The 24,031-nt window shown below is 71.8% G+C and carries 21 protein-coding genes and 6 tRNA genes; 10 read left to right on the plus strand and 17 right to left on the minus strand.

What is annotated here, in order from left to right:
• Positions 1-47: 47 nt before the first annotated feature.
• Positions 48-1,415 (plus strand): PrsW family intramembrane metalloprotease, encoded by a 1,368-nt coding sequence (locus tag ACZ6KO_RS28780; protein ID WP_469307067.1) that lies wholly within the window; start codon positions 48-50, stop codon positions 1,413-1,415.
• Here the strand turns inward: ACZ6KO_RS28780 and ACZ6KO_RS28785 are convergent.
• From ACZ6KO_RS28785 to ACZ6KO_RS28800, 4 genes are all read right to left on the minus strand, one after another.
• Complete coding sequence (locus ACZ6KO_RS28785) at positions 1,324-2,388, minus strand: M23 family metallopeptidase (protein WP_469306942.1); 1,065 nt, start codon at positions 2,386-2,388, stop codon at positions 1,324-1,326. The genes ACZ6KO_RS28780 and ACZ6KO_RS28785 overlap by 92 nt on opposite strands.
• Before the next feature lie 281 nt (positions 2,389-2,669).
• Positions 2,670-3,785: a PP2C family protein-serine/threonine phosphatase gene (locus tag ACZ6KO_RS28790; protein WP_469307068.1), complete on the minus strand. Its 1,116-nt coding sequence runs from the start codon at positions 3,783-3,785 to the stop codon at positions 2,670-2,672.
• Between the two features lie 221 nt (positions 3,786-4,006).
• A tRNA-Met gene (locus tag ACZ6KO_RS28795) sits at positions 4,007-4,080 on the minus strand.
• 61 nt (positions 4,081-4,141) lie between these two features.
• Positions 4,142-4,633 carry an FBP domain-containing protein gene (locus ACZ6KO_RS28800; RefSeq protein ID WP_469306943.1) on the minus strand — a complete coding sequence of 164 codons (492 nt, stop codon included), beginning with the start codon at positions 4,631-4,633 and terminating at the stop codon, positions 4,142-4,144.
• Positions 4,634-4,701: 68 nt separating this feature from the next.
• Between ACZ6KO_RS28800 and ACZ6KO_RS28805 the strand changes: the two genes are divergently transcribed.
• Both ACZ6KO_RS28805 and ACZ6KO_RS28810 read left to right on the plus strand, forming a co-directional pair.
• The gene (locus ACZ6KO_RS28805; protein ID WP_469306944.1) at positions 4,702-5,283 is read left to right on the plus strand and encodes a TetR/AcrR family transcriptional regulator; all 582 of its coding nucleotides are present in this window, start codon (positions 4,702-4,704) and stop codon (positions 5,281-5,283) included.
• Positions 5,284-5,495: 212 nt separating this feature from the next.
• Positions 5,496-6,791, plus strand: a complete 1,296-nt coding sequence (locus ACZ6KO_RS28810) for an LPXTG cell wall anchor domain-containing protein (RefSeq protein WP_469306945.1) — start codon at positions 5,496-5,498, stop codon at positions 6,789-6,791.
• Between the two features lie 83 nt (positions 6,792-6,874).
• Here the strand turns inward: ACZ6KO_RS28810 and ACZ6KO_RS28815 are convergent, their stop codons facing one another.
• From ACZ6KO_RS28815 to ACZ6KO_RS28845, 7 genes are all read right to left on the minus strand, one after another.
• Positions 6,875-7,366, minus strand: a complete 492-nt coding sequence (locus tag ACZ6KO_RS28815; protein ID WP_469306946.1) for a hypothetical protein — start codon at positions 7,364-7,366, stop codon at positions 6,875-6,877.
• 237 nt (positions 7,367-7,603) lie between these two features.
• Positions 7,604-7,676 (minus strand) — tRNA-Lys (locus ACZ6KO_RS28820).
• A 150-nt stretch (positions 7,677-7,826) separates the two neighbouring features.
• Positions 7,827-10,052 (minus strand): DEAD/DEAH box helicase, encoded by a 2,226-nt coding sequence (locus ACZ6KO_RS28825; RefSeq protein WP_469306947.1) that lies wholly within the window; start codon positions 10,050-10,052, stop codon positions 7,827-7,829.
• A gap of 281 nt (positions 10,053-10,333) precedes the next feature.
• On the minus strand, positions 10,334-10,870 hold the full coding sequence (locus ACZ6KO_RS28830) for a hypothetical protein (RefSeq protein WP_469306948.1): 537 nt from the start codon (positions 10,868-10,870) through the stop codon (positions 10,334-10,336).
• Between the two features lie 124 nt (positions 10,871-10,994).
• A complete protein-coding gene (gene crcB, locus ACZ6KO_RS28835; RefSeq protein WP_469306949.1) occupies positions 10,995-11,372 on the minus strand; it encodes a fluoride efflux transporter CrcB in 378 nt (125 codons plus the stop codon).
• Entirely contained in the window at positions 11,369-11,791 is a 423-nt protein-coding gene (locus tag ACZ6KO_RS28840; RefSeq protein WP_469307069.1) for a fluoride efflux transporter FluC, read from the minus strand. The genes crcB and ACZ6KO_RS28840 overlap by 4 nt, the downstream gene beginning before the upstream one ends.
• Positions 11,792-11,895: 104 nt before the next feature.
• Positions 11,896-12,246, minus strand: coding sequence for a metallopeptidase family protein (locus ACZ6KO_RS28845; RefSeq protein ID WP_469306950.1), 351 nt, complete (start codon positions 12,244-12,246; stop codon positions 11,896-11,898).
• A gap of 104 nt (positions 12,247-12,350) precedes the next feature.
• Between ACZ6KO_RS28845 and ACZ6KO_RS28850 the strand changes: the two genes are divergently transcribed.
• The 3 genes from ACZ6KO_RS28850 (at position 12,351) to ACZ6KO_RS28860 (ending at position 12,628) form a co-directional block, all read left to right on the plus strand.
• A tRNA-Glu gene (locus ACZ6KO_RS28850) sits at positions 12,351-12,423 on the plus strand.
• A gap of 35 nt (positions 12,424-12,458) precedes the next feature.
• Positions 12,459-12,532: transfer RNA gene (locus ACZ6KO_RS28855), tRNA-Asp, on the plus strand.
• A gap of 22 nt (positions 12,533-12,554) precedes the next feature.
• Positions 12,555-12,628, plus strand: a tRNA-Phe gene (locus ACZ6KO_RS28860).
• A gap of 45 nt (positions 12,629-12,673) precedes the next feature.
• Here ACZ6KO_RS28860 and ACZ6KO_RS28865 read toward each other — a convergent pair.
• The 3 genes from ACZ6KO_RS28865 to ACZ6KO_RS28875 are packed head-to-tail and all read right to left on the minus strand — an operon-like array spanning position 12,674 to position 14,730.
• Positions 12,674-13,513 (minus strand): cytochrome c biogenesis CcdA family protein, encoded by an 840-nt coding sequence (locus ACZ6KO_RS28865; protein ID WP_469306951.1) that lies wholly within the window; start codon positions 13,511-13,513, stop codon positions 12,674-12,676.
• Positions 13,513-14,277, minus strand: a complete 765-nt coding sequence (locus tag ACZ6KO_RS28870) for a DsbA family protein (protein ID WP_469306952.1) — start codon at positions 14,275-14,277, stop codon at positions 13,513-13,515. The genes ACZ6KO_RS28865 and ACZ6KO_RS28870 overlap by 1 nt, the downstream gene beginning before the upstream one ends.
• Before the next feature lie 51 nt (positions 14,278-14,328).
• Positions 14,329-14,730 (minus strand): hypothetical protein, encoded by a 402-nt coding sequence (locus ACZ6KO_RS28875; protein WP_469306953.1) that lies wholly within the window; start codon positions 14,728-14,730, stop codon positions 14,329-14,331.
• 111 nt (positions 14,731-14,841) lie between these two features.
• Between ACZ6KO_RS28875 and hrpA the strand changes: the two genes are divergently transcribed.
• Positions 14,842-18,765, plus strand: a complete 3,924-nt coding sequence (gene hrpA / locus ACZ6KO_RS28880; RefSeq protein WP_469306954.1) for an ATP-dependent RNA helicase HrpA — start codon at positions 14,842-14,844, stop codon at positions 18,763-18,765.
• Positions 18,766-18,826: 61 nt separating this feature from the next.
• A tRNA-Asp gene (locus tag ACZ6KO_RS28885) sits at positions 18,827-18,900 on the plus strand.
• Positions 18,901-19,392: 492 nt separating this feature from the next.
• Here the strand turns inward: ACZ6KO_RS28885 and bldC are convergent.
• Positions 19,393-19,599, minus strand: coding sequence for a developmental transcriptional regulator BldC (gene bldC, locus ACZ6KO_RS28890; protein WP_003949541.1), 207 nt, complete (start codon positions 19,597-19,599; stop codon positions 19,393-19,395).
• 580 nt (positions 19,600-20,179) lie between these two features.
• Positions 20,180-21,037, minus strand: coding sequence for a DUF8083 family protein (locus ACZ6KO_RS28895; protein WP_469306955.1), 858 nt, complete (start codon positions 21,035-21,037; stop codon positions 20,180-20,182).
• Between the two features lie 131 nt (positions 21,038-21,168).
• Between ACZ6KO_RS28895 and ACZ6KO_RS28900 the strand changes: the two genes are divergently transcribed.
• A complete protein-coding gene (locus ACZ6KO_RS28900) occupies positions 21,169-22,263 on the plus strand; it encodes a Leu/Phe/Val dehydrogenase (protein WP_469306956.1) in 1,095 nt (364 codons plus the stop codon).
• 281 nt (positions 22,264-22,544) lie between these two features.
• A complete protein-coding gene (locus ACZ6KO_RS28905) occupies positions 22,545-22,817 on the plus strand; it encodes a DUF3073 domain-containing protein (protein WP_469306957.1) in 273 nt (90 codons plus the stop codon).
• A gap of 116 nt (positions 22,818-22,933) precedes the next feature.
• Here ACZ6KO_RS28905 and purM read toward each other — a convergent pair whose 3' ends face one another.
• Positions 22,934-24,004, minus strand: a complete 1,071-nt coding sequence (purM, locus tag ACZ6KO_RS28910) for a phosphoribosylformylglycinamidine cyclo-ligase (protein ID WP_469306958.1) — start codon at positions 24,002-24,004, stop codon at positions 22,934-22,936.
• Between the last annotated feature and the right edge of the window lie 27 nt (positions 24,005-24,031).

Genomic DNA, 24,031 nt, shown 5'->3' on the forward strand with positions numbered 1-24,031 from the left:
GCTAGGGTCATCACGTGTACCGAGCGCTCCCCCTCCCGCGGCTCCCGCTGGGAGGTATCCCCAGGCTCGCACGTCCGTCGGGCACGGTCCGCGCGTGCGTGCTCCTCACCCTCCTCGCCGTCTCCGGCGCGGCCATCCTGGACCTCGTACGCCAGCAGACCGGCACCCCGGGGTTCTTCGTGGGCCTGGGCCTGGCCCTGCTGCCGGTGCCCGCGCTGCTGGCGGCCTTCCGGTGGCTGGGCCGGGCCGCGCCGGGGCCCCTGCGGCAGCTGATGTTCTGCTTCGGCTGGGGCGCCTGCGCCGCCGCGCTGATCGCCATACTGGCCAACAGCTTCGCGACCGAGTGGATAGCCGCGGCCACCGCCGATCCGTCCGACGCCGACCAGCTCGGCTCGGTCGCGATCGCGCCGGTGGTCGAGGAGAGCGCCAAGGCGGCCGCGCTGCTGCTCGTCTTCGTCTTCCGCAGACGTCATTTCACCGGCCCCGCCGACGGGTTCGTCGTCGCCGGGTTCACCGCGACCGGCTTCGCCTTCACCGAGAACATCCTCTACCTGGGCAACGCCTTCGGCGAGGACCTCCAGAACGGCACCGGCCTGCTGGATTCCATGACGGCCGCGACGTTCTTCGTACGGATCATGCTGTCGCCGTTCGCGCATCCGCTGTTCACCGTGTTCACCGGTCTCGGCTTCGGCGCGGCCGTGCTCGCCGGCCGGCGCGCCACGCGCGTCGGCCTGCCGCTGCTGGGCCTGCTCCTGGCGATGGGGACGCACGCGCTGTGGAACAGCTCCTCCGAGCTGGGCGAGTACGGCTTCTACGCCGTGTACGGCGGTGTGATGGTCCCGGTGTTCGCCACCCTGCTCTGGTCGGCGGTCCGGATACAGCGGCGCCGGCTGCGGACCGTCGGCAACGAACTGGCGGTGTACGCGGCCGTGGGCTGGCTGGACCCGGCCGAGGTGCCGGCCCTGGCCTCGCTGCCCGCGCGTGCCACGGCCCGCGCGCTGGCCCGGCGGGCCGGCGGCCGGTCCGCGGGGAGGGCGGTCGCCGACTACACGGCGGCCGCGGCGGCGCTCGCGCTGCTGCGGCACCGGGCGCGGCGCGGCGGGGCGGCGCGGGAGCCGGACTTCGGCAGCCGGGAGCGGGAGCTGCTGCTGCGGATGTGGGGACTGCGGGCGACGGCCGGTCCGGCGCTGGCGCGCGCGGCCGTACTGGAGGAGCTGTTCACCCCGCCGCCCGCGGACCCGCCGCCTGCGGACCCGCTGCCGGAGGGAGCCCGGGTACCGGTGGGGTCCCCCGTGCCGGTGCCCGTACCCCGCCGGACGCCTCCTAGACGCTCAGGCCCTTGGACTGCAGCCACGCCATCGGGTCCACCGTCGAACCGCCCTTGCGCACTTCGAGGTGGAGGTGCGGACCGGTGACGTTGCCCGTGGCGCCGACCCGGCCGATGGTGTCACCGGCGCCGACCGTGCCGGAGGTCACCGACATCGACGACAGGTGGCAGTACCAGATCTCGGTACCGTCGGGCAGCTTCAGCACGATCCGGTAGCCGTAGGAACCGGACCAGCCCGCGGAGGTGATCGTGCCGCCCGCCACCGCCTTGACGGGGGTGCCGGTCGGGGCGGCGAAGTCGAGGCCGGTGTGCTGCCCGGAGGACCACATGGAACCGGAGGCGCCGTAGCGGGAGGTGATCGTGTACGAGGACGTGGGCAGTACGTAACCGCCCGCCGACGCCTTCGAGCCGGAACCGGAGTCCGGGGCCGACGCCGGCTGCGCGGCCGCCGCGGCCTTCTCCTCCTCGGCCTTGGCCTTGGCCGCCGCCTCGGCCTTGGCACGGGCCTCCTGCACCGCCTTCTCCTCGGCGGCGCGGGCGGCGTCCGCCCGCTGCTTGGCCTCCTGCGCGGCGGCATCCTGGGCGGCGCGCTCGGCGTCCGCCTTGGCCCGGGCGTGGTCGGCGTCCGCCTGGGTCTCGGCCTGCTGGAGGATCCGCGTACGGAGCACCTCGCCCGCGTCCGTCTGCCGGTCCGCGGCCGCGGCGGTGGCCACGCCGCCACCGCCGGAGTCGGCCTTGCGCGTGTTCCCGCCGCGCTCGCCGCCGGCGCCGCCGTCACGGTCGCCGCCGCCCATCAGGTCGGGCAACGAGGGCATGGATATGGAGACTTGGGGGCGGTCCTGCGCGGTGGCGATACCGCCCGCACCGACGGCCGCGATCACGCCGACGCCGAGCACGGTGGAGCTGCGGGCAAGTCCCCCGCGCTGCTTGGCCACACGGTGCCTGCCGCGGACCGGACGGACCGAGTCCTCGGTGGGGTTCCACTCTCCCCAGGCGCCCGCGCCCGCGGTGGGCGATTCCGGGCTCTCGACGCCTTCAGGGGCAGGCACGTTGGACGCCACCGGGGCACACTCCTCATCCGCGCGCACACGCACGGCGCCGCCTCCGACGACGGCTGACACACCCGCGCTGCGTTATCGAAAGGTAATAGAAGCGGGGGAGTGATTCCAAGCTGTTGCGAAGGATGTTCACCAAAACCAGCCACACCCCGGCCATCTTTGGCCAGAGCTTTTCCATGCATACCGGTATCAACTTGGACAAATAACTGGCTTGTTCCTCATCACTTCAGCCACACAAGCAACATGACCCTCGCTCAAGGCGCTTGCACACTGCGGCCGTTCCGTCACTCTTCGTGACGCCGCACCACCGGTACGGTCCTGCGCCGCGCGGGCTCCCGCTCCCCCGGCCGCGCCACCGCCAGCAACGCCATGTCGTCCGTCGCCCCGCCCCGCGTATGCCGACGCACGTCCGCGATGACCGCGCCGAGCACCGCGTCCGGCCCGGAGAAGATCCGCCCGCGCAGCCGCCCCGGCGGATCGTAGAAGACCCCGTCGGCGTCCCGCGCCTCGGTCACCCCGTCGGTGTACAGCAGCAGCGTGGCACCCGGCGGGAACTCCCACTCCTGCGCCCGGTCCGGCCAGGCCCCCAGCTCCCCCATGCCCAGCGGCAGCGCCGCCTCCGCCGGGGCCAGCTCCTCCAGCGCCCCGTCCTGGTGCAGCAGCAGCGGCTCGGGATGCCCCCGGTTGACCGTCCGCAGCCGCCCCGACCCGCGCGGCACCTCGGCCAGCACACAGGTCGTGAACCCCTCCACCGCGTCCAGGCTGTCGCGCCGGGTGCCCTCCCGGGCCAGCGCCCGCTCCAGCCGCTGCGCCACGCCCTCCAGGGTCGGCTCCAGCTCGGCGGCCTCCCGGAACGCCCCGAGCACCACCGCCACCGCCTCCACCGCGCCCAGCCCCTTGCCGCGTACGTCGCCCACGGCCAGCCGCACCCCGTACGGGGTGTCCTGGACCGCGTACAGATCGCCGCCGATGAACGCGTCGGCCTCCGCGGCCTCGTACCGGGCGGCGATGTGCAGGCCCCCGATCCGGTCGGCGGGCGTGGGCAGCAGGGCGCGCTGGGCCGCCTCCGCGATCCCGCGCGCCGAGGCCAGCCGGCGGCCGCTGCGCCGCACCACGCGGTTGATGAGGAGCGCGAGGGCGGAGACGGTCAGCACGGTCACCAGCTCCGTCAGCGCCTCGACCTTCCAGGTGGTCCCGTTGCGCACGTGCAGCATGAGCACGGAGAGCGAGGCGACGCCGCCGGTCAGGAGCGTCGTACCGAGGGCGAAGAAGGGGGCGGCGACCAGCGGGGCCGCGGAGAAGAAGGGGGAGCCGGTGAAGCTGGGCGGGGTGGACAGGTCGAACACCAGACCGGTCAGGATCAGCGCGGCCGGGAGCGCCCGCAGGAAGACCTGGGCCATGGCGGGCCGCCCGGCCCCGCCGTGCCCGCCGGCCCCGCCGTCCTCGCTGTGCCCCAGCCCCGCCAAAGTGTCTCTCCTGCCCGCTGCCGCCCTCGCTCCTCACAGGCTGCTGCCAGCGGCGGCGGCACGGCGAGCGGGCCGGGACCGATCGGGTGAGTCAGGGCTGCGGCACGGACACGCCGAAGGCCCGGATCCAGGAGGATCCGGGCCTTCGGTTTCAGTAGCGGGGACAGGATTTGAACCTGCGACCTCTGGGTTATGAGCCCAGCGAGCTACCGAGCTGCTCCACCCCGCGTCGGTGAACACCACCTTACGCTATCCGTGGAGCAGTCGCTGACCATTAAAGGGCGGCCGGCTCAGAGCCGGGCCAGGAAGCCGCCCAGATTCCCGCGCAGCCGGTCGATCCGCTCCTCCAGGGTCAGCGACTCCTCCAGGCGCCCGCCCCCGCCGTCGGGCTGCTTGATCCCGCGCAGATAGAGGGAGCAGGCCAGGTCGGTGCAGAGGTAGATCCCCACCGAGTTCCCCTCGCGCCCCTCCTTGCCCCGCTTGCGCGCGGTCATCAGCGAGACCCCGCTGCCCGCGTGCACGGTCAGGCACAGCCCGCACATGCTGCGGTGCAGCAGGCCGCGCTTGGCCGGCGGGAAGCGCAGCGCGACGCCGACCGGCCGGCCGTCGACCTCGGCGACGACGTACGTGCGGTCGGGCGCCGACAGATCGCGCCAGCCGAGGAAGTCCAGGTCGTCCCAGGGACGCGCGGCCAGATCGCGGGGCATCGGCAGCCGGGCGGCCTCGCCCTTGGTGCAGTTGACGAACGAGCCCCGGACGGCCTTCTCGGTGAGTGCCTTCATACGGCTCACGCTAAAGTTTCCTAGACACCCTAGGCAAATGATTAATACCCCTCGTCAGGAGCTGCCCCTTGCCCCGTGCAGGCCTCACCCCGGACCGCGTCGTCGACGCCGCCGCCGCCCTCGCGGACGAGATCGGTCTCGACCGCGTCACCGTCTCGGCCCTCGCGCACGGCTTCGGCGTCAAGGACGCCAGCCTCTACGCGCACATCAAGAACCTCGCCGACCTGCGCGAGCGGCTGGCCCTGGCGTGCACGGCCGAGTTCGCCGACCGGCTCGGCGCGGGCATCGCCGGCCGCTCGGGCCGGGACGCGCTGGCCGGGTTCGCCGGCGCCTACCGCGACTACGCCGCCCAGCACCCCGGCCGGTACGCCGCCACCCAGCTCCAGCTGCCCGACGAGGTCACCGCCGGCTCGCCCGCACACCGCCGCGTCATCGACTACACGTACGCCGTCTTCCGCGCGTACGACCTCACCGAGCCGGACCTCACCGACGCGGTCCGCCTGGTGCGCAGCACCCTGTACGGATTCACCGCCCTGGAGGCGGACGCGGCCTTCCGCGCGCCCCGCGACCGCGACGCGTCGTGGGGGCGGATCCTGGCGGCCCTGCACACCCTGCTGAGCCAGTGGCCGAGGACGCCGGACGAGGCCTAGCCGGGTCATCGTCTTCGCAGGTGAGGGGCATGATCACGCTGTTGCACGGCGGTGACAATGAAGAGATCGTTCCGGGACTGGCCGCAGGTGAAGATAGAGGCGTCGCAGCGGCCCGGGGGAGCAGGAAACCGGCCGGGCGGCCACCTCACTCACACCACCCGCGCTCGGCGCCGTCGCCGATGCTCCTGTCGATTCCTTGGGGGGAGTCCACCATGTCCGTACGTACCGCAGCCGCCACCGCCGTCGTCGCCGGCGTCGTCACCACTCTGCTGCCGTTCTCGGCTACTGCCGCGTCCGCCGACGAGGCCACCAGCCCGCTGCGTGCGGAGATGAGCACGCCGGTCCCCGCCGGGGCGCTGACCCGTGGCGGCTCCGCCCAGACCTTCGAGCTGACGGTCAAGAACCCCAGCGGCAAGGCCGTGGAGTACCGGCCGTGGATGACCGGCGAGCCCGCCGGCCCGAGCCCGCTCGGCAAGGGCGCCGTCGTCTTCAAGGTCGACGCGCTGAACGCACCGGCCACCAAGTCCTTCGTGGGGCAGCAGGACGGCGGCTGGCAGGCCACCTTCCACCCGGCCGCCGGCGGGGCGCAGGACGCCTTCTCCGTGCCCGCGGGCGGCAAGCTGACGTGGAAGGTCACCCTCGGCCTCGGCGCGAACTACCCGACCAACGACGGCGACTTCACCCTGACCGCGAACAACCTCTCGGACGGCGGGGTGCCCAGCTCCGTGCCCCGGCACGTGTTCAAGGTCAGCCCGCAGATCAAGACCGGCGAGCTCAAGACCTGGTTCGAGAAGGGCCCCGAGGCCGCGGCCTCCAACCGCCAGCTCCTGAACCTGAACTACAAGGCCAGCGGCGACGGCAGCTTCGACACCGGGCTCGCCACCGTCCTCACCCTGGGCTCCGAGCCGTGGGTGGCCAAGCCCGACTTCTTCGTGCAGGCCGTGATCGACGGCCGCTGGCAGGACGTGAAGCGCCTGGACTCCCACCGCTTCCAGCTGCCCGTGATCCCCAAGGGCTTCGGCTCCGCCTCCGGCACGCGGACCGTGCAGCTGCGGATCGACCTGGGCCTGAACACCCAGTACACGAAGGCCACCTCCATCACCGCCGAGGCCGAGACCGGTCTGGCCACGGGCAACCGGACGCCGTTCCTCCGCGCCGCCTCGGAGTTCACGCTCACCCCGCTCCAGGACCGCGGCCCGGCCACCCCCACGGCGAAGCCGTCCCCGTCCGCCACCGCGACCACCACCACGGGCACCACGGTGAGCCAGGCCGTCGCGACCACCACCTCGGCCGCGACCACCCAGGCCACGACCGCGGGCACCACCGGCACCACCGGCACCACCGACACCACCGGCACCACCACCACGGGCTCCGCGACGGGCACCCTCGCCACGACCGGCTCGTCCTCCTCCACCGGCCTGTACGCGGGCCTGGCCGCCGCCCTGGTCGCCCTGGGCACCGCGGCCGCGTGGCTCGGCACCCGCCGCCGCCGCAACGCCTCCGCCTGACCCCACAACCGACAGAGCGCCCCACCCGGCCGAAACCGGGTGGGGCGCTCTGCTGCGCCGTACAGGCAGCCTGACCTGCGCGGCTAAGCGATCTGGTCCTGCGGGACGGCTTGCAGGTGATAGGTCGTATCCACCCAGAAGCCGCCCGACTGAGCCTTGATGGACAGGACGTAGTCCCCCGGGGTCAGCGGGTCGATCGTGCTCCACAACCCCCAGGCCACCCTGGGCACCCCACCGGCCAGGAAGCGCCTGGAGGCCGCCTCATGGAGCGGCAGGGGTATGCCGTTGAGTTCGGCCTCGGCCCGCGACGCGGGCATGCGCCAGGGCTCGGAGGAGAACCCGAGCGCCATCCGCTGAGTGTTGAAGATGGGAAAGAACAGCGGCCGGTCGACAGGGACGCTGCACCGACGCACCACCCGTCCGCCGTAGGTGCCCGCGAGGAACCAGACGTCGTCCGATTGCCGCCAATGCGCGTGCTCACCCGTGGTGTCCTCGACAGGACTACGCCCGGCCGGCGCCGACAACGCCCACTTCCACCACCGCGCCGCCAACTCCACCGAGTCAAGTCCGGACACGCCCGCTCCTCCACACACAGTCTCTGACCTGGGAAACCAGCGCACTTTATCGCGCGAATGCGCGAGGAGGCACTGGAGCACCCTGTGGGGTCTCCGGGGGCTCGCCCCTGGTCAGCGAACCCACGGAGACAGACCCCCAGTTACGCCGGTGGACATGCCGGAGCGCCCCACCCGAAGAAGTCAGGTGGGGCGCTCAGTAGCAGGTCAGAGGGGGGATTGCCCCTCGCCCGCGAGCTGTAGGCCATGTCGGACTCGAACCGACAACCAATGGATTAAAAGTCCACTGCTCTGCCAATTGAGCTAATGGCCCTCGGGAGCTCACCCCTGAGCATAGCCGGAGAGGGGCTCGAGGCCGATCGGGTATCGACCGGAGTGGCTCCGGCGGTTTCCCGCCAGTGTCCCGGAACGGGTCGGCCCCCGCGACACCAGGGTGTCGCGGGGGCCGAGTTCACGTGCTGCGTCAGCCGTTGCGCTTCCAGCGCGGCTTGTCGTCACGGCGGCCGCCGAAGGAGCCGGAGCCGCCCGACGGGCGGTGGTCGTCGCGGCGGCCGTACGGGCGGTCGCCGCCGCCGGAGCGGAAGCCGCCCGACGGACGGTCGTCACGGCGGTCGCGGTTGAACGGGCGGTCGCTGCCACCGCGGTGGTCACGGTTGAAGCCGCCGCCACGGTTGTCGTCGCGACGCTCGAAGCCACGGTCACCACGGTCACGGTTGAAACCGCCACCACGGTTGTCGTCACGGCGCTCGAAGCCACGGTCACCACGGTCACGGTTGAAACCGCCACCACGGTTGTCGTCACGGCGGAAGCCGCCACGGTCACCGCGGTCGTCACGGCGCTCGAAGCCACGGTCACGGTTGAAGCCGCCACCACGGTTGTCGTCGCGACGCTCGAAGCCACGGTCACCACGGTCACGGTTGAAGCCGCCACCACGGTTGTCGTCACGGCGCTCGAAGCCACGGTCACCACGGTCGCGGTTGAAGCCGCCGCCACGGTTGTCGTCACGGCGGAAGCCGCCACGGTCACCGCGGTCGTCACGGCGCTCGAAGCCACGCTCGCCCCGGCGGTCGCGGCGCTCGAAGTTGCCCCGCTCGTCACGGCGCTCGTACGCCGGGCGCTCCTCGACGACCACGGCGGCGGCCGCGATCTCGGCGGCGACCTCGGCCTCGGCGGCCTCCGCGGCCTCGGCCACGGCGGTCTCCGGGTCCTCGCCGCGCTCGCGGGCGGCACGGGCGACCAGGCGCTCGGCCTCCTCGCGCAGCTCGACGGCCCGGCGCTGGACGCGCTCCAGCTGCTTGGTCAGGTCGGCGACCTCGCGCTCGGCCTGCTTGGCCGCGTTGTTCGCGGAGTCGGCCTGCACCTCGGTCAGGGACCGGGCGCCGGTGATCTCGGCGACCTCGGGGTCGAAGGCACCGGCACCGCCGACGATGTGGCGCGAGGCCTCGACGCCCGCGTCCTCCATCAGGCGGAAGATCTGGCGGCGCTGGTGCGGGAGCGCCAGCGAGACGACCACGCCGGAGCGGCCGGCGCGGGCGGTACGGCCCGAGCGGTGCAGGTAGTCCTTGTGGTCACCGGCCGGGTCCACGTTCAGGACCAGGTCGATGCCGTCGACGTGGATACCGCGGGCGGCGACGTCGGTGGCGACCAGGACGTTGACGTAACCGTCCTTGAAGTCGGCCAGGGTCCGGGTACGGGCGCCCTGGGTCATGCCGCCGTGCAGCGCGTCCGCCTTCACACCGGACTCGCGCAGCTGCTCGGCCACGCGGTCGGCGCCCAGCTGGGTGCGGACGAAGATGATGGTGCGGCCCTTGCGGGCGGCGATGGCGGAGGTGACCGGAGCCTTGTCCTTCGGCTTCACGACCAGCACGTGGTGGGTCATCGTGGTGACCGCGCCGGCCGACGGGTCGACCTCGTGCGTGACCGGGTTCACCAGGTAGCGCTTGACCAGGCTGTCGATCTCGTTCTCCAGGGTGGCGGAGAACAGCAGGCGCTGGCCGCCGGCCGGGACCTGGTCGAGCAGCTCGGTGACCTCGGGCAGGAAGCCCAGGTCGGCCATCTGGTCGGCCTCGTCGAGGACGGCGACCTGGACCTGCTCCAGGGAGCAGGCGCCACGGTTGATGATGTCGCGCAGGCGGCCCGGGGTGGCGACGAGGATGTCGACGCCGCGCTCCAGGGCGTAGATCTGGTTGCCCATCGACGTACCGCCGCAGACGACCTTCATCTTCAGGCCGAGCACGTCGCCGTACGGCTGGAGGGCGTCCGCGACCTGCATCGCGAGCTCACGGGTCGGGGTGAGGATGACGCCGCGGGGCTTCTTCTTGTCGGTGTGGCCGCCGGCCAGGGTGGCGAGCAGCGGCAGGCCGAAGGAGAGGGTCTTGCCGGAGCCGGTACGGCCACGGCCCAGGATGTCCTTGCCGGCCAGGGCGTCCGGGATGGTCGCGGCCTGGATCGGGAAGGGGGTGGTGACGCCGTTCTGGGCGAGCTTGCGCACGACGCCCTCGGGCAGACCGAGGTCGCCGAAGGTGATGGTGGGCTCGGCGTCGGTCTCGACGTCGTCGGTCTGGTCGGCCGTCACGTCGGCCACATCAGCCTCGAAGGCCTCGAGAGTCTCGTCGACCACAAGGGTGTCGACGGCCTCGATCGAGTCGTTCTCGGGCATGACGGCACGGTCAGAACTGGAAATGGACATGCGAATGCGAAAACCTTCCGGAGTCTCGGCACGCGCCCAAACTCCGTGAATCGCAAATTCGACCGCCTCAATGCGGTCAGCCACGGCAAGGGAGAGTACGCGCCACGCGGCGCTCTTCGGGTTCGGCGCCGGGCAATGGGATCAAACGATCTATAACCATACGCACCCTTCCCCACCCATGGCAAGTTGACCCCGGTCACACCCCTCTGACCTGCGGCGATACCGAAGGGGGGCCGGGGCGCGGGTGCCGGGTGCGGATGCCGGCGGGTGGCGCGGTCCCGCTACGGCTGGGGGTCGGGCGCCGTCGTCGGCTGCGGCTCGCTCGGCGGGGTCGGCGTGGGCTCCGTCACGGGCGGCGGCGGCGTCGGCGACTGCACGGGCGGCGTCGGAACGGAACCACCGCCCCCGGAGCCGGACCCGCCGCCTCCGGGCGCGGGCTGCTGCGGCCCCTGCCCGCCACCGGACCCGCCCCCTCCCGGACCGCCCGCGCCGCCGGAACCGCCGGGTCCGCCCGGCACGGGCGAGGGCGCGCCGGCCGGGGCGCCGGCGCTCGGGCTCGCGCCCGGCTGCGTCCTGCCGTCCGCCGCCTTGACGTCCTTGCCCTCGGCGCCGCCCTTCTTGCCGTGCCCGCCCCCCTGGCCGTGCGCACCCCGGACGGAACCGCCGGCGCCGCCCCCGCCGGCGGCCGCGCCGTGCGGGCCCGCCGATGCGGAGGGACCGGGCTTGGCGGAGCCGTCGCTGACGCTCATGCAGCCCGCGGTCGCCGCGACCGCGAGGGCGGTGACGGCCAGTCTGACGGGAGCGGGAATCTGGCGCACGGGGGACCTCCGGGCGTGAGCAACGGTCCGCATGAGCGGGTCAATGTGCCCAACTCCCTTTGCCCCGTAAGGGACACGCCTCTTTCGGAGAGCTCCTGTCCGCCCGTCCCCCGCACGCGCCCGCTCACCCTCCGGCGAGCTGCTCCGCCACCCGCCGGCCCAGCTCCACGCCGCCCAGCCCGGCCAGCACCGACACGCCCGCGTTCGCCGCCGCGAGGAGCCACCGGCCGCGCTCGGCCAGCCGCAGCGTCTCGTAGCCGAAGGTCGAGTACGTCGTCAGCGCCCCGCACAGCCCGGTACCCAGGAGCAGGCCCAGCCGGGCCGGGACGGCCCCCGCGAGGAGCGCCCCGGTCAGCGCGCCCAGCAGCACGCAGCCCACCGTGTTCACGACGAACGTCCCCCACGGGAACAACGACGCGTGGCGCAGCTGCACCGCACGGTCCGTCAGATACCGCAGCGGCGCGCCCAGGGCCCCGCCGACGATCACCAGCAGCCAGTTCACCCGCGCCCCTGTACGACCCGCCGGGTCGCCGAGGCCCCCAGCCACACGGCCGCGAGCGCCCCGGCGAGCGTGAGGACGGCGTACCCGGCGGCGGTTCCCACCGCGCCCCGCTCCAGCAGCAGCGAGACGTCCAGGGCGTACGTCGAGAAGGTGGTGAAGCCGCCGAGCACCCCCACCCCGAGGAAGGGCCGCACCAGCGGACGCCCCCACCGCCCGCCCCCGCCGACGAGCACCATCAGGACACCGATCAGCGCGCAGCCCAGCACGTTGGTCCAGAACGTCGCCCAGGGGAAGCCGCCCGGCCCGGCCGGCCAGGCCAGCGCCAGCCCGTAGCGCGCCGCCGCCCCGATCGCGCCGCCCGCCGACACGGCGGCGAGCACCGGCCCCTGACGCTCGGCGCGCTGGGCCGGCACGTGCAGGTCGACGTCCGGATCGACCGCGTCCGCGGCCCTCCCGTCCGGCTCCCCGTCCGGCTTTCCGTCCGGCGCCCCGTCCGGCGCCCGCCCCGGGTCCCCCGGACGGGTCACCCGTAGCCCAGCGCGTGCAGCCGGTCGTCGTCGATCCCGAAGTGGTGCGCGATCTCGTGCACGACGGTGATCTCGGTCTCCTCGATCACGTCCTCACGGGACTCGCAGATGCGAAGGGTGGGGTTCCGGTAGATCGTGATCCGGTCGGGGAGCACCCCGGCGTACCACTCGCCGCGATCGGTCAGCGGGGTCCCCTCGTAGAGCCCCAGCAGTTCGGGGTCGTCCGCCGCGGGCTCGTCCTCGACGAACACCGCGACGTTGTCCATCAGCCGCGTGAGCTCCGGCGGAATCCGGTCGAGGGCCTCTGCGACGAGCTCTTCGAACTCCTCGCGCGTCATCTCCAGCACCCGGCCATTCTCCCTCCGGAGCAAACCGTTTTGGCGATAGCTCCCCGCATCCCATATGCTTCTCACGTCCCCGACGCGCTGCGAAGCGCCCAGGTGGGCCCTTAGCCCTCATCGTCTAGTGGCCCAGGACGCCGCCCTTTCAAGGCGGTAGCACGGGTTCGAATCCCGTTGGGGGCACGCACAACCCTGTGCGAGACTTGTCTCGCACACATGGTCCTGTGGAGCAGTTGGTTAGCTCGCCACCCTGTCAAGGTGGAGGTCGCGGGTTCAAGTCCCGTCAGGATCGCTGAGGCTCGAAAGAGCTTCGTGGCTGGGTAGCTCAGTTGGTACGAGCGATCGCCTGAAAAGCGATAGGTCGCCGGTTCGACCCCGGCCCCAGCCACAACGGAAGGCCCCGTCCCTCGGACGGGGCCTTCGCCGTTCCCCCCTACTCCTCCGCCGTGTCCTGGCCACGGGCGGCCCTGCGCCGCCACTGGACGGCGCCCACCACGAGCGCGCCGGCGGCGACCGCCCCCAGCAGTGCCCAGTCCGGCACCCCGTCGGCCGCCGACCGCACCCACTGCTCCACGGCGAACGAGTCGTCCACGTCCAGCAGCCCGGGCAGGGCGCTCGCCCCGTCGTACGCGAGGAAGAGCGCGCCCAGCGCGATGAAGAAGCCGCCCGACAGCAGCGAGGTGGTGTGCAGCCGGAGCCGGCCGAGCGTGAGGGCCCGCCCGCGCAGCCAGCGCCGCCGGCCCAGCTCGAACCGCTCCCACAGCAGGGCCAGGACGAAGAGCGGTACGGCCATGCCCAGCGCGTACACCGCCAGCAGCAGCCCGCCGTAGACCGGGTTGCCGCTCAGCCCGGCCACCGTCAGCACGCTGCCCAGGATCGGGCCCGCGCAGAAGCCGGCCAGCCCGTAGACGGCGCCCAGCGCGTACACCGACAGCGCGGTCGTCGGCCGGATCCGGCCCGACAGCTCCGCCAGCCGCTTCGAGGCGAAGCCCAGGCCGAGTATCTGTACGACGCCCAGCGCGATGATCAGCCAGCCGCCGGCCAGGACGAGCTCCTCGCGGTGGCCGTGGAAGAACCGCCCGGCGGTGGAGGAGGCCGCCCCCAGCGGCACCAGGGTGGTGGCCAGGCCGGCGTAGAAGATGCCGGTCCGCGCCAGCAGCCGGGAGGCGGAGTCGATCGAGTACGCGAAGAACGCCGGGAGCAGCAGGGCGCTGCACGGACTGAGCAGCGCGAGGAGGCCGCCCAGCAGGGCGGCCAGGTATCCGATCTCCATCACTTCGCCGCCTTCGCCCGCTCCACGGCCGCGGTGAAGGCGGACAGCGGCTGGGCGCCGGCGATCGGCTGCCCGTTGACCAGGAAGGACGGGGTGGAGCTGACGCCGATGCGGTAGCCCTCCTCCTGGTCCCTGCGGACGGCGACGGCGGCCTGCTCGCCGGCCATGTCGGCCTTGAAGCGCTCCAGGTCGGGTACGCCGGCCTGCCCGGCCAGCTCCAGCAGCCGGTCGGCGCCGAAGCCCTTCTCCTTGGCGCCCTGGGCGTACGCGGCGGCGTGGAACTGCGCGAAGCGGTCCTGCCGGCCGGCGGCCCAGGCGGCCTTGGCGGCGGCCTCGGACTCGGCGCCGAAGATCGGGAAGTTGCGCCATTCGATGCGCAGGGTGCCGTCCTCGACGTACTTCTTGATCAGGGCGGGCTCGGTGTCCCGGGCGAACTTGCCGCAGTACCCGCACTTGAAGTCGGAGTACTCGATCAGGACGACGGGCGCGTCCGCGCGCCCGGTGGCCAGCCTGTCGCCGGCGTCCCGGCGGGCCAGCGCGAGCAGCTCGGCCATGGCGCCGGAATCGGCTCCGGTGGTCCCGGGGGCGGTCTTCGGGGCGGTCGGGGCGCCCGCCGGGCGCGCGCCGCGCTGTTCGGGGGCGGTGGCCTGCCAGGAGACGAGGCCGAGGGTGACGGCGGCGAGCGCGACGCCGGCCGAGATGAGCAGGGGCTTCTTCGCGGACGGCTTCGCGGGGGACTTCGCGGGCGTCTTCGAGGGGGACATGGTGCTCCAGTGCTACGGGTGAGTGGTGGACCTGCGCGGACGCGGGCCCTCCTAGACCCGCATCACGGACAGCTCCACCGGCCCGGGCGCCGGCTCGTCCGGTCCCCGTACGAGGGCCCGCGCCGGCGCGGTCCACGGCTCCCGGGCCCGCTCGGCCGCCGCCCGGCCCGCCGGGAGCGGGGCGTGCGCGTGCTCGCCCGCGCCGCGCGGCGGTACGGCGGGCGGCTGTCCGAGGTCGGCGGTGCCGGGGGCGCAGGAGGGTCCGGGCGCGCCCACGGCCACGAAGGCGGCCGGCACGGACGGCCCGGCCACCACGGACGGCGCGGACGCGGAACCGGAAGGCGGGGCGGGGGAGGCGCCCGGCCCCGCCGCGGCCGGGACCGCCGTCCCCAGGAGCACGGCCAGCACGGCGGCCAGCAGGCACCACACGGCGCGGCGCGGGCCGATGCGCATACGTGGGGCCTCTCACTGGCGGCGGTCGGGGAACTCGTCCCGAAATGGTACGGCCCGCACTCCGAAATGGGTTCGCCACCCGGAGGGCCCAGGTGAGATCCTCAATCAGGTATGTCTACTTCCTTCGCCGCCCTGCAGACGCTGCTCGGTGAGATCTCGCTCCGCGACGCTCACCGCCTCGGCCGACGCCTCGAAGGCGCCCGCCGCATCCGCAAGCCCGAGGCCAAGCAGGCCGTGCTCGACGAGATCGCCGCGGAGGCCGCGAAGGCCGCCGAGCGGCTGGCCGGGCGTGCCGCGCGCCGGCCGGAGGTCACGTATCCGGAATCACTGCCGGTCAGCCAGAAGAAGAACGAGATCGCCGAGGCGATACGCGACCACCAGGTCGTGATCGTCGCGGGCGAGACCGGCTCCGGCAAGACCACGCAGATCCCCAAGATCTGCATGGAGCTGGGCCGCGGGGTCCGGGGCATGATCGGGCACACCCAGCCCCGCCGGATCGCCGCCCGGACCGTCGCCGAGCGGATCGCGGAGGAGCTGAAGTCCGAGATCGGACAGACGGTCGGCTGGAAGGTCCGCTTCACCGACCAGGTGGACCAGGACGCGACCTTCGTGAAGCTGATGACGGACGGCATCCTGCTCGCCGAGATCCAGACGGACCGCGAGCTGCGCGCGTACGACACGATCATCATCGACGAGGCCCACGAGCGGAGCCTCAACATCGACTTCCTGCTGGGCTATCTGGCCCAGCTGCTGCCCAAGCGCCCCGACCTCAAGGTCGTCATCACCTCGGCGACCATCGACCCCGAGCGCTTCTCCCGCCACTTCGGCGACGCGCCGATCGTCGAGGTGTCGGGCCGGACGTATCCGGTGGAGGTCCGTTACAGACCGCTGCTGGAAGAGGATTCCGAGGACGCGGACCGGGACCAGATCACCGCCATCTGCGAGGCCGTCGACGAGCTCCAGGCCGAGGGTCCCGGCGACGTCCTGGTCTTCCTCTCCGGCGAGCGCGAGATCCGCGACACCGCGGACGCCCTCAACAAGCGCAACCTGCGCTTCACCGAGGTGCTGCCCCTCTACGCGCGCCTCTCGCACGCCGAACAGCACCGGGTCTTCCAGCAGCACACCGGGCGCCGGATCGTGCTGGCGACCAACGTCGCCGAGACCTCCCTGACCGTCCCGGGCATCAAGTACGTGATCGACCCGGGCACCGCCCGGATCTCCCGCTACAGCCACCGCACCAAGGTGCAGCGGCTGCCCATCGAGCGGATCAGCCAGGCCAGCGCCAACCAGCGCAAGGGCCGCTGCGGCCGTACCAGCGACGGCATCTGCATCCGGCTGTACTCCGAGGACGACTTCGTCACCCGGCCGGAGTTCACCGACGCCGAGATCCTCCGGACGAACCTGGCCTCCGTCATCCTCCAGATGACCGCCGCCGGCCTCGGCGAGATCGAGAAGTTCCCCTTCATCGACCCGCCGGACCACCGCAACATCCGCGACGGCGTCCAGCTCCTCCAGGAGCTCGGCGCGCTGGACCCGGCCGAGAAGGATCCCCGCAAGCGGCTGACGCCGATGGGACGGCAGCTCTCCCAGCTGCCCGTCGACCCGCGCCTGGCCCGTATGGTCGTGGAGGCGGACAAGAACAACTGTGTCCGCGAGGTCATGGTCATCGCGGCGGCCCTGTCGATCCAGGACCCGCGCGAGCGGCCCTCGGACAAGCAGACCCAGGCCGACCAGCACCACGCCCGCTTCAAGGACGAGACCTCCGACTTCCTCGCGTACCTGAACCTGTGGCGGTACGTGCGCGAGCAGCAGCGCGAGCGCGGCTCGTCCTCCTTCCGCCGGATGTGCAAGCAGGAGTACCTGAACTTCCTGCGGATCCGCGAGTGGCAGGACATCTACTCCCAGCTGCGCACGGTCGCCAAGACCATGGGCATCCACCTGAGCGACGCGGACGCCCCCGAGCAGCACATCCACGTCTCGCTGCTGGCGGGCCTGCTCTCGCACATCGGGCTGAAGGACACCGACAAGAACGAGTACCTCGGCGCCCGGTCCGCCAAGTTCGCGGTGTTCCCCGGCTCGGCGCTGTTCAAGAAGCAGCCGAGGTTCGTGATGTCGGCGGAGCTGGTGGAGACCTCGCGGCTGTGGGCCCGGGTCAACGCCAAGGTGGAGCCGGAGTGGGTCGAGCCGCTGGCCCAGCACCTGATCAAGCGCACGTACAGCGAGCCGCACTGGGAGAAGGACCAGGCGGCCGTGATGGCGTACGAGAAGGTCACGCTGTACGGCGTCCCGATCGTCGCCCAGCGGAAGATCAACTACGGCCGGATCGACCCCGAGGTCTCGCGCGAGCTGTTCATCCGCAACGCGCTGGTGGAGGGCGACTGGCGCACGCACCACAAGTTCTACGCCGACAACCGCAAGCTGCTCACCGAGGTCGAGGAGCTGGAGCACCGGGCCCGGCGCCGGGACATCGTCGTCGACGACGAGACCCTCTTCGACTTCTACGACCAGCGGATCCCCGAGCACGTCGTCTCCGGGGCGCACTTCGACTCGTGGTGGAAGCACAAGCGCCGCGACGAGCCGGAACTGCTCGACTTCGAGCGCGAGATGCTGCTCACCGAGAAGGCCAAGGGCGTCACGAAGGACGACTACCCGGACTCCTGGCGGCAGGGTGCGCTGAAGTTCCGGGTGACCTACCAGTTCGAGCCGGGCGCGGACGCGGACGGCGTGACCGTCCACATCCCGCTCCAGGTGCTCAACCAGGTCACCGACGAGGGCTTCGACTGGCAGATCCCGGGCCTGCGCGAGGAGGTCGTCACCGAGCTGATCCGGTCGCTGCCCAAGCCGATCCGCCGGCACTACGTGCCCGCGCCGAACTTCGCGGGCCGTTTCCTGGACACGGCCGTGCCCCGCCAGGAGGCGCTGACGGTCACCCTGGCACGCGAGCTCCAGCGGATGGTCGGGGTCCCGGTGGCGGCCGAGGACTTCGACCTGACCCGGATCCCGGACCACCTCAAGATCACCTTCCGGATCGTCGACGAGCGCCGCAAGAAGATCGCGGAGGACAAGGACCTGGAGGCCCTGCGCCTGAAGCTCAGGCCCAAGGCCCGCCAGGCGCTGTCCAAGGCCGCCGCGGCCACCGCCGAGCGCGCGGGCGGGGAGTCCCTGGAGCGCAGCGGTCTGACGGACTGGACGATCGGCACGCTGACGAAGGTGTTCGAGACCCGGCGGGCCGGCCAGCCGGTCAAGGCGTACCCGGCGCTGGTGGACGCCGGTGAGAGCGTCTCCGTACGGCTCTTCGACTCCGAGGCCGAGCAGCAGCGGGCCATGTGGCTGGGCACCCGGAAGCTGATCATGCTGAACATCCCGGTGAACCCGGCGAAGTTCGCCTCGGACAAGCTGACCAACCAGCAGAAGCTCGCCCTGTCCGGCAATCCGCACGGCTCCGTCCAGGCGCTGTTCGAGGACTGCGCCACCGCCGCGGCCGACCGGCTGATCGCCGCCCACGGCGGGCCGGCCTGGGACGAGGCGGGGTTCCGCAAGCTCTACGACGCCGTGCGCGCCGATCTGGTGGACACCACCGTCCGCACGGTCGGCCAGGTCCAGCAGATCCTGGCCGCCTGGCAGGCCTGTGAGCGCCGTCTGAAGGCCACGAACAGCCTGGCGCTGCTGAACAACATCCAGGACGTCAGGAAGCAGCTGGCGGCCCTGATGCCGGCCGGTTTCGTGACGCTGACCGGACTGAAGCGGCTGCCGGACCTGATGCGCTACCTGGTGGCCGCCGACCGCCGGCTCCAGCAGATGCCGACGGCCGTCCAGCGCGACACCACGCGCATGGAGAAGGTCCACGAGATGCAGGACGAGTACGCCTGGCTGCTGGAGCAGCTGCCCAAGGGGCAGCCGGTGCCCGAGGCGGTCACCGAGATCCGCTGGATGATCGAGGAGCTGCGGGTCAGCTACTTCGCGCACGCGCTCGGGACGGCGTACCCGATCTCGGACAAGCGCATCGTGAAGGCGGTCGACGCGCTCGCTCCGTAGCCTCCCCGCGGCGGGTTCGACCGCACCCCCTGACCTGCTGTACAGTCTGACTCGCAACCAAGGTCCTGTGGAGCAGTTGGTTAGCTCGCCACCCTGTCAAGGTGGAGGTCGCGGGTTCAAGTCCCGTCAGGATCGCCTCGATAGCAGGCCCCGCATCCCCCGGATGCGGGGCCTGTTGCGTTCCCCGGCACGCCCGGCACGCGCACCCCGGCCGGCGCCCAGCTCAGCCCACCCCGGCCCACCCCGGCCAGGTGCCCGGCCCGGCGGGACCAAAGTCCCTCGTCCGCGTGAAGGGCTTCTCCCCACCCGTCCCCTTTACGGGTGCATTGCCGGATGTACAAGAGTTGTCAGCTGTGACGGGAGTCACCGCATGAGTTTCCGAGACCTGCACTTTTATCGCACCCCTACGCGGGTTCGATTTAATATGTGCAATTGCACCCCTCCTGGCACACCCCTGCGAAGGACATGCGTGCGGACACAAAAAAGGTCGCGCTGGACCCGGCGGAGTCCAGCGCGACCGACGACAGGGGTACCTGTTGGGGCAGGTCCGGTCGTATGAAGCTATGTGGGTTTCATCGGATTGGGGGATCCGATATGCACCCGGTAATGCGGGGTGTTTGCGCGACCTCAGGCCTCGCTGCGCTGCTGCGGAATTCCCGCCAGCAGGGCGCGAACCTCGGCCTCGCGGTAACGACGGTGCCCACCCAGGGTGCGGATGGACGTGAGCTTGCCAGCCTTGGCCCAGCGGGTGACCGTCTTCGGGTCCACGCGGAACATCGTGGCAACCTCAGCCGGCGTCAGCAGCGGCTCGGCATCAGGGGTGCGAGCGGTCATGAGCGGCCTCCTCGGGAGAACCGAACCATCTCGGTTCTTTCCTCTAAATTCTGCACCTTGGCCCGCGTTGCCCGAAATGGACATACGCGGGCCGAGTCGGTTATAGGACGAACGGCTTGTCCTCGGCACTACAACTACACCATCTGTCCAGCCTCGTCGGCCAAACCGATGGAATTGCCCTCCGAGGTGTTCATCAGCGGCGGAAGCCGATGGACCGGTCCATAACGGACAGTCACCTCACTGTGACGATCAGTCACAGAGCGATCAGGAGTCACGAGACCCCCCATAGAGCGCAATGCCGAGCATTCCGCCCGTAGTTGGACGGAAGGAACCCTCCCCGGACTCCTTGTCCTATTTTGGCACGAGGGTAGGGGAAGGGCGCAAGGGTGTGGTTAGTGCGTTCCGTCACGCTTGGGCCAATGGCCCGTATCGGGACGTAGGTCCTGGCACTAAGACCCAAATGCTCGGATCAGCCCGTTGATCAGCAACTTATGCCCGTTCGGCCGATACCACCAGGCTCTGACGGGTTCGTGACCGGTTCGCGACCCTCCGGCCCCGGCGGGCCTGCGGCCCGCCGCGTTCAGTTCGCGAACAGACGCTCGCGCACCGCACGCCACCGCTCGGCGAGCCGGCCGTACACCTCCGAGGCCGCGTCCGCGTCCCCGGCCCGCAGCGCCGCGAGCCCCGTCGCCAGGTCCCCGGCCGACCGGTCCGCCGCCAGCCGCTCCGGAGCCAGCGCGTGCACCAGCCCGCCGTAGTCCAGCTCCACCAGCGAGCGCGGGTGGAACTCCTCCAGCCAGCTGCCGACCTCCACCAGCCCCTCGGCCAGGGCACCGTACCCCTCGGCCTCGCGCAGCGTCCGCAGACCCCGCGCGAGCCGCCGCCTGGCCTGGACCATGGGCGTGCGGTAGCGCAGCCGCTCCCCGGGCACATGGTCCCGCTCCTCGTCGGCCACCAGCACGAACCAGCGCAGTGGCACCTGCCACACCGCCGTGCGGATCCACGGCCGGGAGTGCGGGTTCCGCTCCCGCCAGCGCTCGTAGTCCGCGGCCGCCTGCCGGCGGACCACCGGGGGCAGCGCCGCGTCCAGCACCGGCCGCGGGAAGTCGGCCACCAGCTCCTCCAGCGCCAGCCAGCCGCGCAGCCGGGTCCGCCACGGGCAGACGAGCACCACCCCGTCCAGCTCCGCCGTGAACGCGTCCGCGCTCTCGTGGACCGGCACCCCGACCGGCGGGACCGCCACCAAATCCGCCAGTGACCTGCGCAGTTCGTCCTGCGCGGTCGGCGCCTCGCCGCGCCGGGCGTAGTCCGCCCAGTGCGTGCGCTCCGGCTCCGCGAACGCCGCCAGGGGCTCGTAGACTCGCAGGTAGGAGGCGTACGGCACGACCGGCGCGGAGCGCGCGGACGGCAACCGGGGATGCTCGGAGGATTCGCTCACCCTCCGGTCCTCCCCCGCGGGCCCACCCAGTACTCCGCAGGGCCCCTCAGGTCTTACTCTGCTCCCACACACGCCCTCCCCACCCGCAGGGGGGCGCCTTCCGCCGCATCTCTTCCATGGGAGTCACCACCGTGACCGAAATGACCGACGGCGTCCTGCACACCCTGTTCCGCACGGAGCAGGGTGGCCACGAGCAAGTCGTGCTGTGCCAGGACCGGGCCACAGGCCTCAAGGCCGTCATCGCCATCCACTCCACCGCGCTGGGCCCCGCCCTCGGCGGTACGCGCTTCCACGCGTACGCCTCCGACGAGGAGGCCGTCCTCGACGCGCTCAACCTCGCCCGCGGCATGTCGTACAAGAACGCCCTCGCCGGGCTCGACCACGGCGGCGGCAAGGCCGTGATCATCGGCGACCCCGACGTGCTGAAGAGCGAGGAACTGCTGCTCGCCTACGGCCGGTTCGTGGAGTCCCTCGGCGGCCGCTACGTGACCGCCTGCGACGTCGGCACGTACGTCGCGGACATGGACGTCGTGGCCCGCGAGACCCGCTGGGCGACCGGCCGCTCCCCCGAGAACGGCGGCGCCGGCGACTCCTCGGTGCTCACCGCGTACGGCGTCTTCCAGGGCATGCGCGCGAGCGCGCAGGCGCTGTGGGGCGACCCGACGCTGCGCGGGCGCAAGGTCGGCGTCGTGGGCGTCGGCAAGGTCGGCCACTACCTGGTCGAGCACCTGCTGGAGGACGGCGCGGAGGTCGTGATCACGGACGTCCGCCAGGAGTCCGTCCAGCGCGTCCTGGACAAGCACCCGGGCAAGGTCACGGCGGTCGCCGACACCGACGCCCTCATCCGCGTCGAGGGCCTGGACATCTACGCCCCCTGCGCGCTGGGCGGTGCCCTCAACGACGACACCGTGCCGGTGCTCACCGCCAAGGTCGTCTGCGGTGCGGCCAACAACCAGCTCGCGCACCCGGGCGTCGAGAAGGACCTCGCGGACCGCGGGATCCTCTACGCGCCCGACTACGTGGTCAACGCGGGCGGGGTCATCCAGGTCGCCGACGAGCTGCACGGCTTCGACTTCGACCGGTGCAAGGTCAAGGCGACGAAGATCTTCGACACCACGCTGGAGATCTTCGCACGTGCGAAGGCGGACGGTATTCCGCCCGCCGCGGCCGCCGACCGGATCGCCGAGCAGCGGATGGCCGACGCGCGGGCCGCGCGGCAGGCGTAGGGCCGTGAAATGCGCCCGCCGGGGTCGCGGGGAGACAAGACTCACTGCACTTCGGCGGGTCGCCCGCCAATAACGGGTTAAAATCGCAGCTGACCAGCGAGTACGGGGCGTCTCTTGGTCACTGCGCCGGGGCACGTCATGCGGGCGGCGTACCGTATGGCCGCGGAAGCAGGTACCGTTAAAGCCCTACGGACGGTCTCTCCAAGGAGAGCCCGCTCCGAACCATGAACGCGTGTCAAGACTCTGGGGCCGTCGAGCCCCGTCACCGAGGGGGTCGAGCCATGGGGCGCGGCCGGGCAAAGGCCAAGCAGACGAAGGTCGCCCGCCAGCTGAAGTACAGCAGCGGCGGGACTGACCTGACGCGTCTGGCCAGCGAGCTGGGCGCATCGACTTCGCAACCGATCTCGCAGCAGCCGCCGAATGGCGAGCCGTTCGAGGACGACGACGAGGAAGACGACGACCCGTACGCCCGCTACGCGGATCTGTACAACGACGACGACGAGGACGAGGACGACGAGTCCGGTCCGTCGTCGCAACAGCGTCGCGGCGCTTGACGCTCTCCATGTCGTAGCCGGCCACCGGCTTCGTGCACAGAGCCGGACACGTCCGAACACGTCTGAACACACAAACCCGGTCCAGGGCATCGCCCCGGACCGGGTTTTGGTGCTGCTCAGCCCGCGTAGGAACCGGTGAGGGCCGCGCCCTCGGTGTGCGCGCCGCGCTCGACGATCTCGCCCGCGACCCAGGCGTCGACGCCCCGGTCGGCCAGCGTGGTCAGGGCCACGTCCACCGACTCCTGCGGGACGACGGCCATCATGCCGACGCCCATGTTCAGGGTCTTCTCCAGCTCCAGCTGCTCCACCCGGCCGGTCCTGCCGACCAGGTCGAACACCGCGCCCGGGGTCCAGGTGGTCCGGTCGACCGTGGCGTGCAGGTGGTCGGGGATGACCCGGGCCAGGTTGGCCGCGAGGCCACCGCCGGTGATGTGCGAGAAGGCGTGGACCTCGGTGGTGCGGGTGAGGGCCAGGCAGTCCAGCGAGTAGATCTTGGTGGGCTCCAGGAGCTCCTCGCCGAGGGTGCGGCCGAACTCCGCGACCTCCCGGTCCAGGGCGAGCCCGGCCCGGTCGAAGAGCACGTGCCGGACCAGCGAGTACCCGTTCGAGTGAAGGCCGGACGACGCCATGGCGATGACGGCGTCACCCGTACGGATGCGATCCGCGCCGAGCAGGCGGTCGTACTCGACGACGCCCGTGCCCGCGCCCGCCACGTCGAAGTCGTCCGGGCCCAGCAGGCCCGGGTGCTCGGCGGTCTCGCCGCCGACCAGGGCGGTCCCGGCCAGGACGCAGCCCTCCGCGATGCCCTTGACGATCGCGGCGACACGCTCGGGGTGGACCTTGCCGACGCAGATGTAGTCGGTCATGAAGAGCGGCTCGGCACCGCACACCACGATGTCGTCCATGACCATCGCGACCAGGTCGTGGCCGATGGTGTCGTACACGCCCATCTGGCGGGCGATGTCCACCTTGGTGCCGACCCCGTCGGTGGCGGAGGCCAGCAGCGGGCGCTCGTAGCGCTTGAGGGCGGAGGCGTCGAAGAGGCCGGCGAAACCGCCGAGGCCGCCGAGGACCTCGGGGCGCTGCGTCTTCTTCACCCACTCCTTCATGAGGTCGACGGCGCGGTCCCCCGCTTCGATGTCCACACCCGCGGCCGCGTAGCTGGCACCGGTGGTCTTCTCTGTCATGACAGGAGAGAGCTTTCGTGTCGTTAC

This window comes from Streptomyces sp. NPDC042102 (assembly GCF_055582305.1).

What these genes read in the sequence shown, in the direction of transcription:
- ACZ6KO_RS28790 (WP_469307068.1), bottom strand. Translation starts at nt 3,785, where the DNA reads ATGGCCCAGGTCTTCCTGCGGGCGCTCCCGGCCGCGCTGATCCTGACC.
- ACZ6KO_RS28800 (WP_469306943.1), bottom strand. Translation starts at nt 4,633, where the DNA reads ATGAAGGCACTCACCGAGAAGGCCGTCCGGGGCTCGTTCGTCAACTGC.
- ACZ6KO_RS28810 (WP_469306945.1), top strand. Translation starts at nt 5,496, where the DNA reads ATGTCCGTACGTACCGCAGCCGCCACCGCCGTCGTCGCCGGCGTCGTC.
- ACZ6KO_RS28825 (WP_469306947.1), bottom strand. Translation starts at nt 10,052, where the DNA reads ATGTCCATTTCCAGTTCTGACCGTGCCGTCATGCCCGAGAACGACTCG.
- ACZ6KO_RS28865 (WP_469306951.1), bottom strand. Translation starts at nt 13,513, where the DNA reads ATGGAGATCGGATACCTGGCCGCCCTGCTGGGCGGCCTCCTCGCGCTG.
- ACZ6KO_RS28870 (WP_469306952.1), bottom strand. Translation starts at nt 14,277, where the DNA reads ATGTCCCCCTCGAAGACGCCCGCGAAGTCCCCCGCGAAGCCGTCCGCG.
- ACZ6KO_RS28875 (WP_469306953.1), bottom strand. Translation starts at nt 14,730, where the DNA reads ATGCGCATCGGCCCGCGCCGCGCCGTGTGGTGCCTGCTGGCCGCCGTG.
- hrpA (WP_469306954.1), top strand. Translation starts at nt 14,842, where the DNA reads ATGTCTACTTCCTTCGCCGCCCTGCAGACGCTGCTCGGTGAGATCTCG.
- bldC (WP_003949541.1), bottom strand. Translation starts at nt 19,599, where the DNA reads ATGACCGCTCGCACCCCTGATGCCGAGCCGCTGCTGACGCCGGCTGAG.
- ACZ6KO_RS28905 (WP_469306957.1), top strand. Translation starts at nt 22,545, where the DNA reads ATGGGGCGCGGCCGGGCAAAGGCCAAGCAGACGAAGGTCGCCCGCCAG.
- purM (WP_469306958.1), bottom strand. Translation starts at nt 24,004, where the DNA reads ATGACAGAGAAGACCACCGGTGCCAGCTACGCGGCCGCGGGTGTGGAC.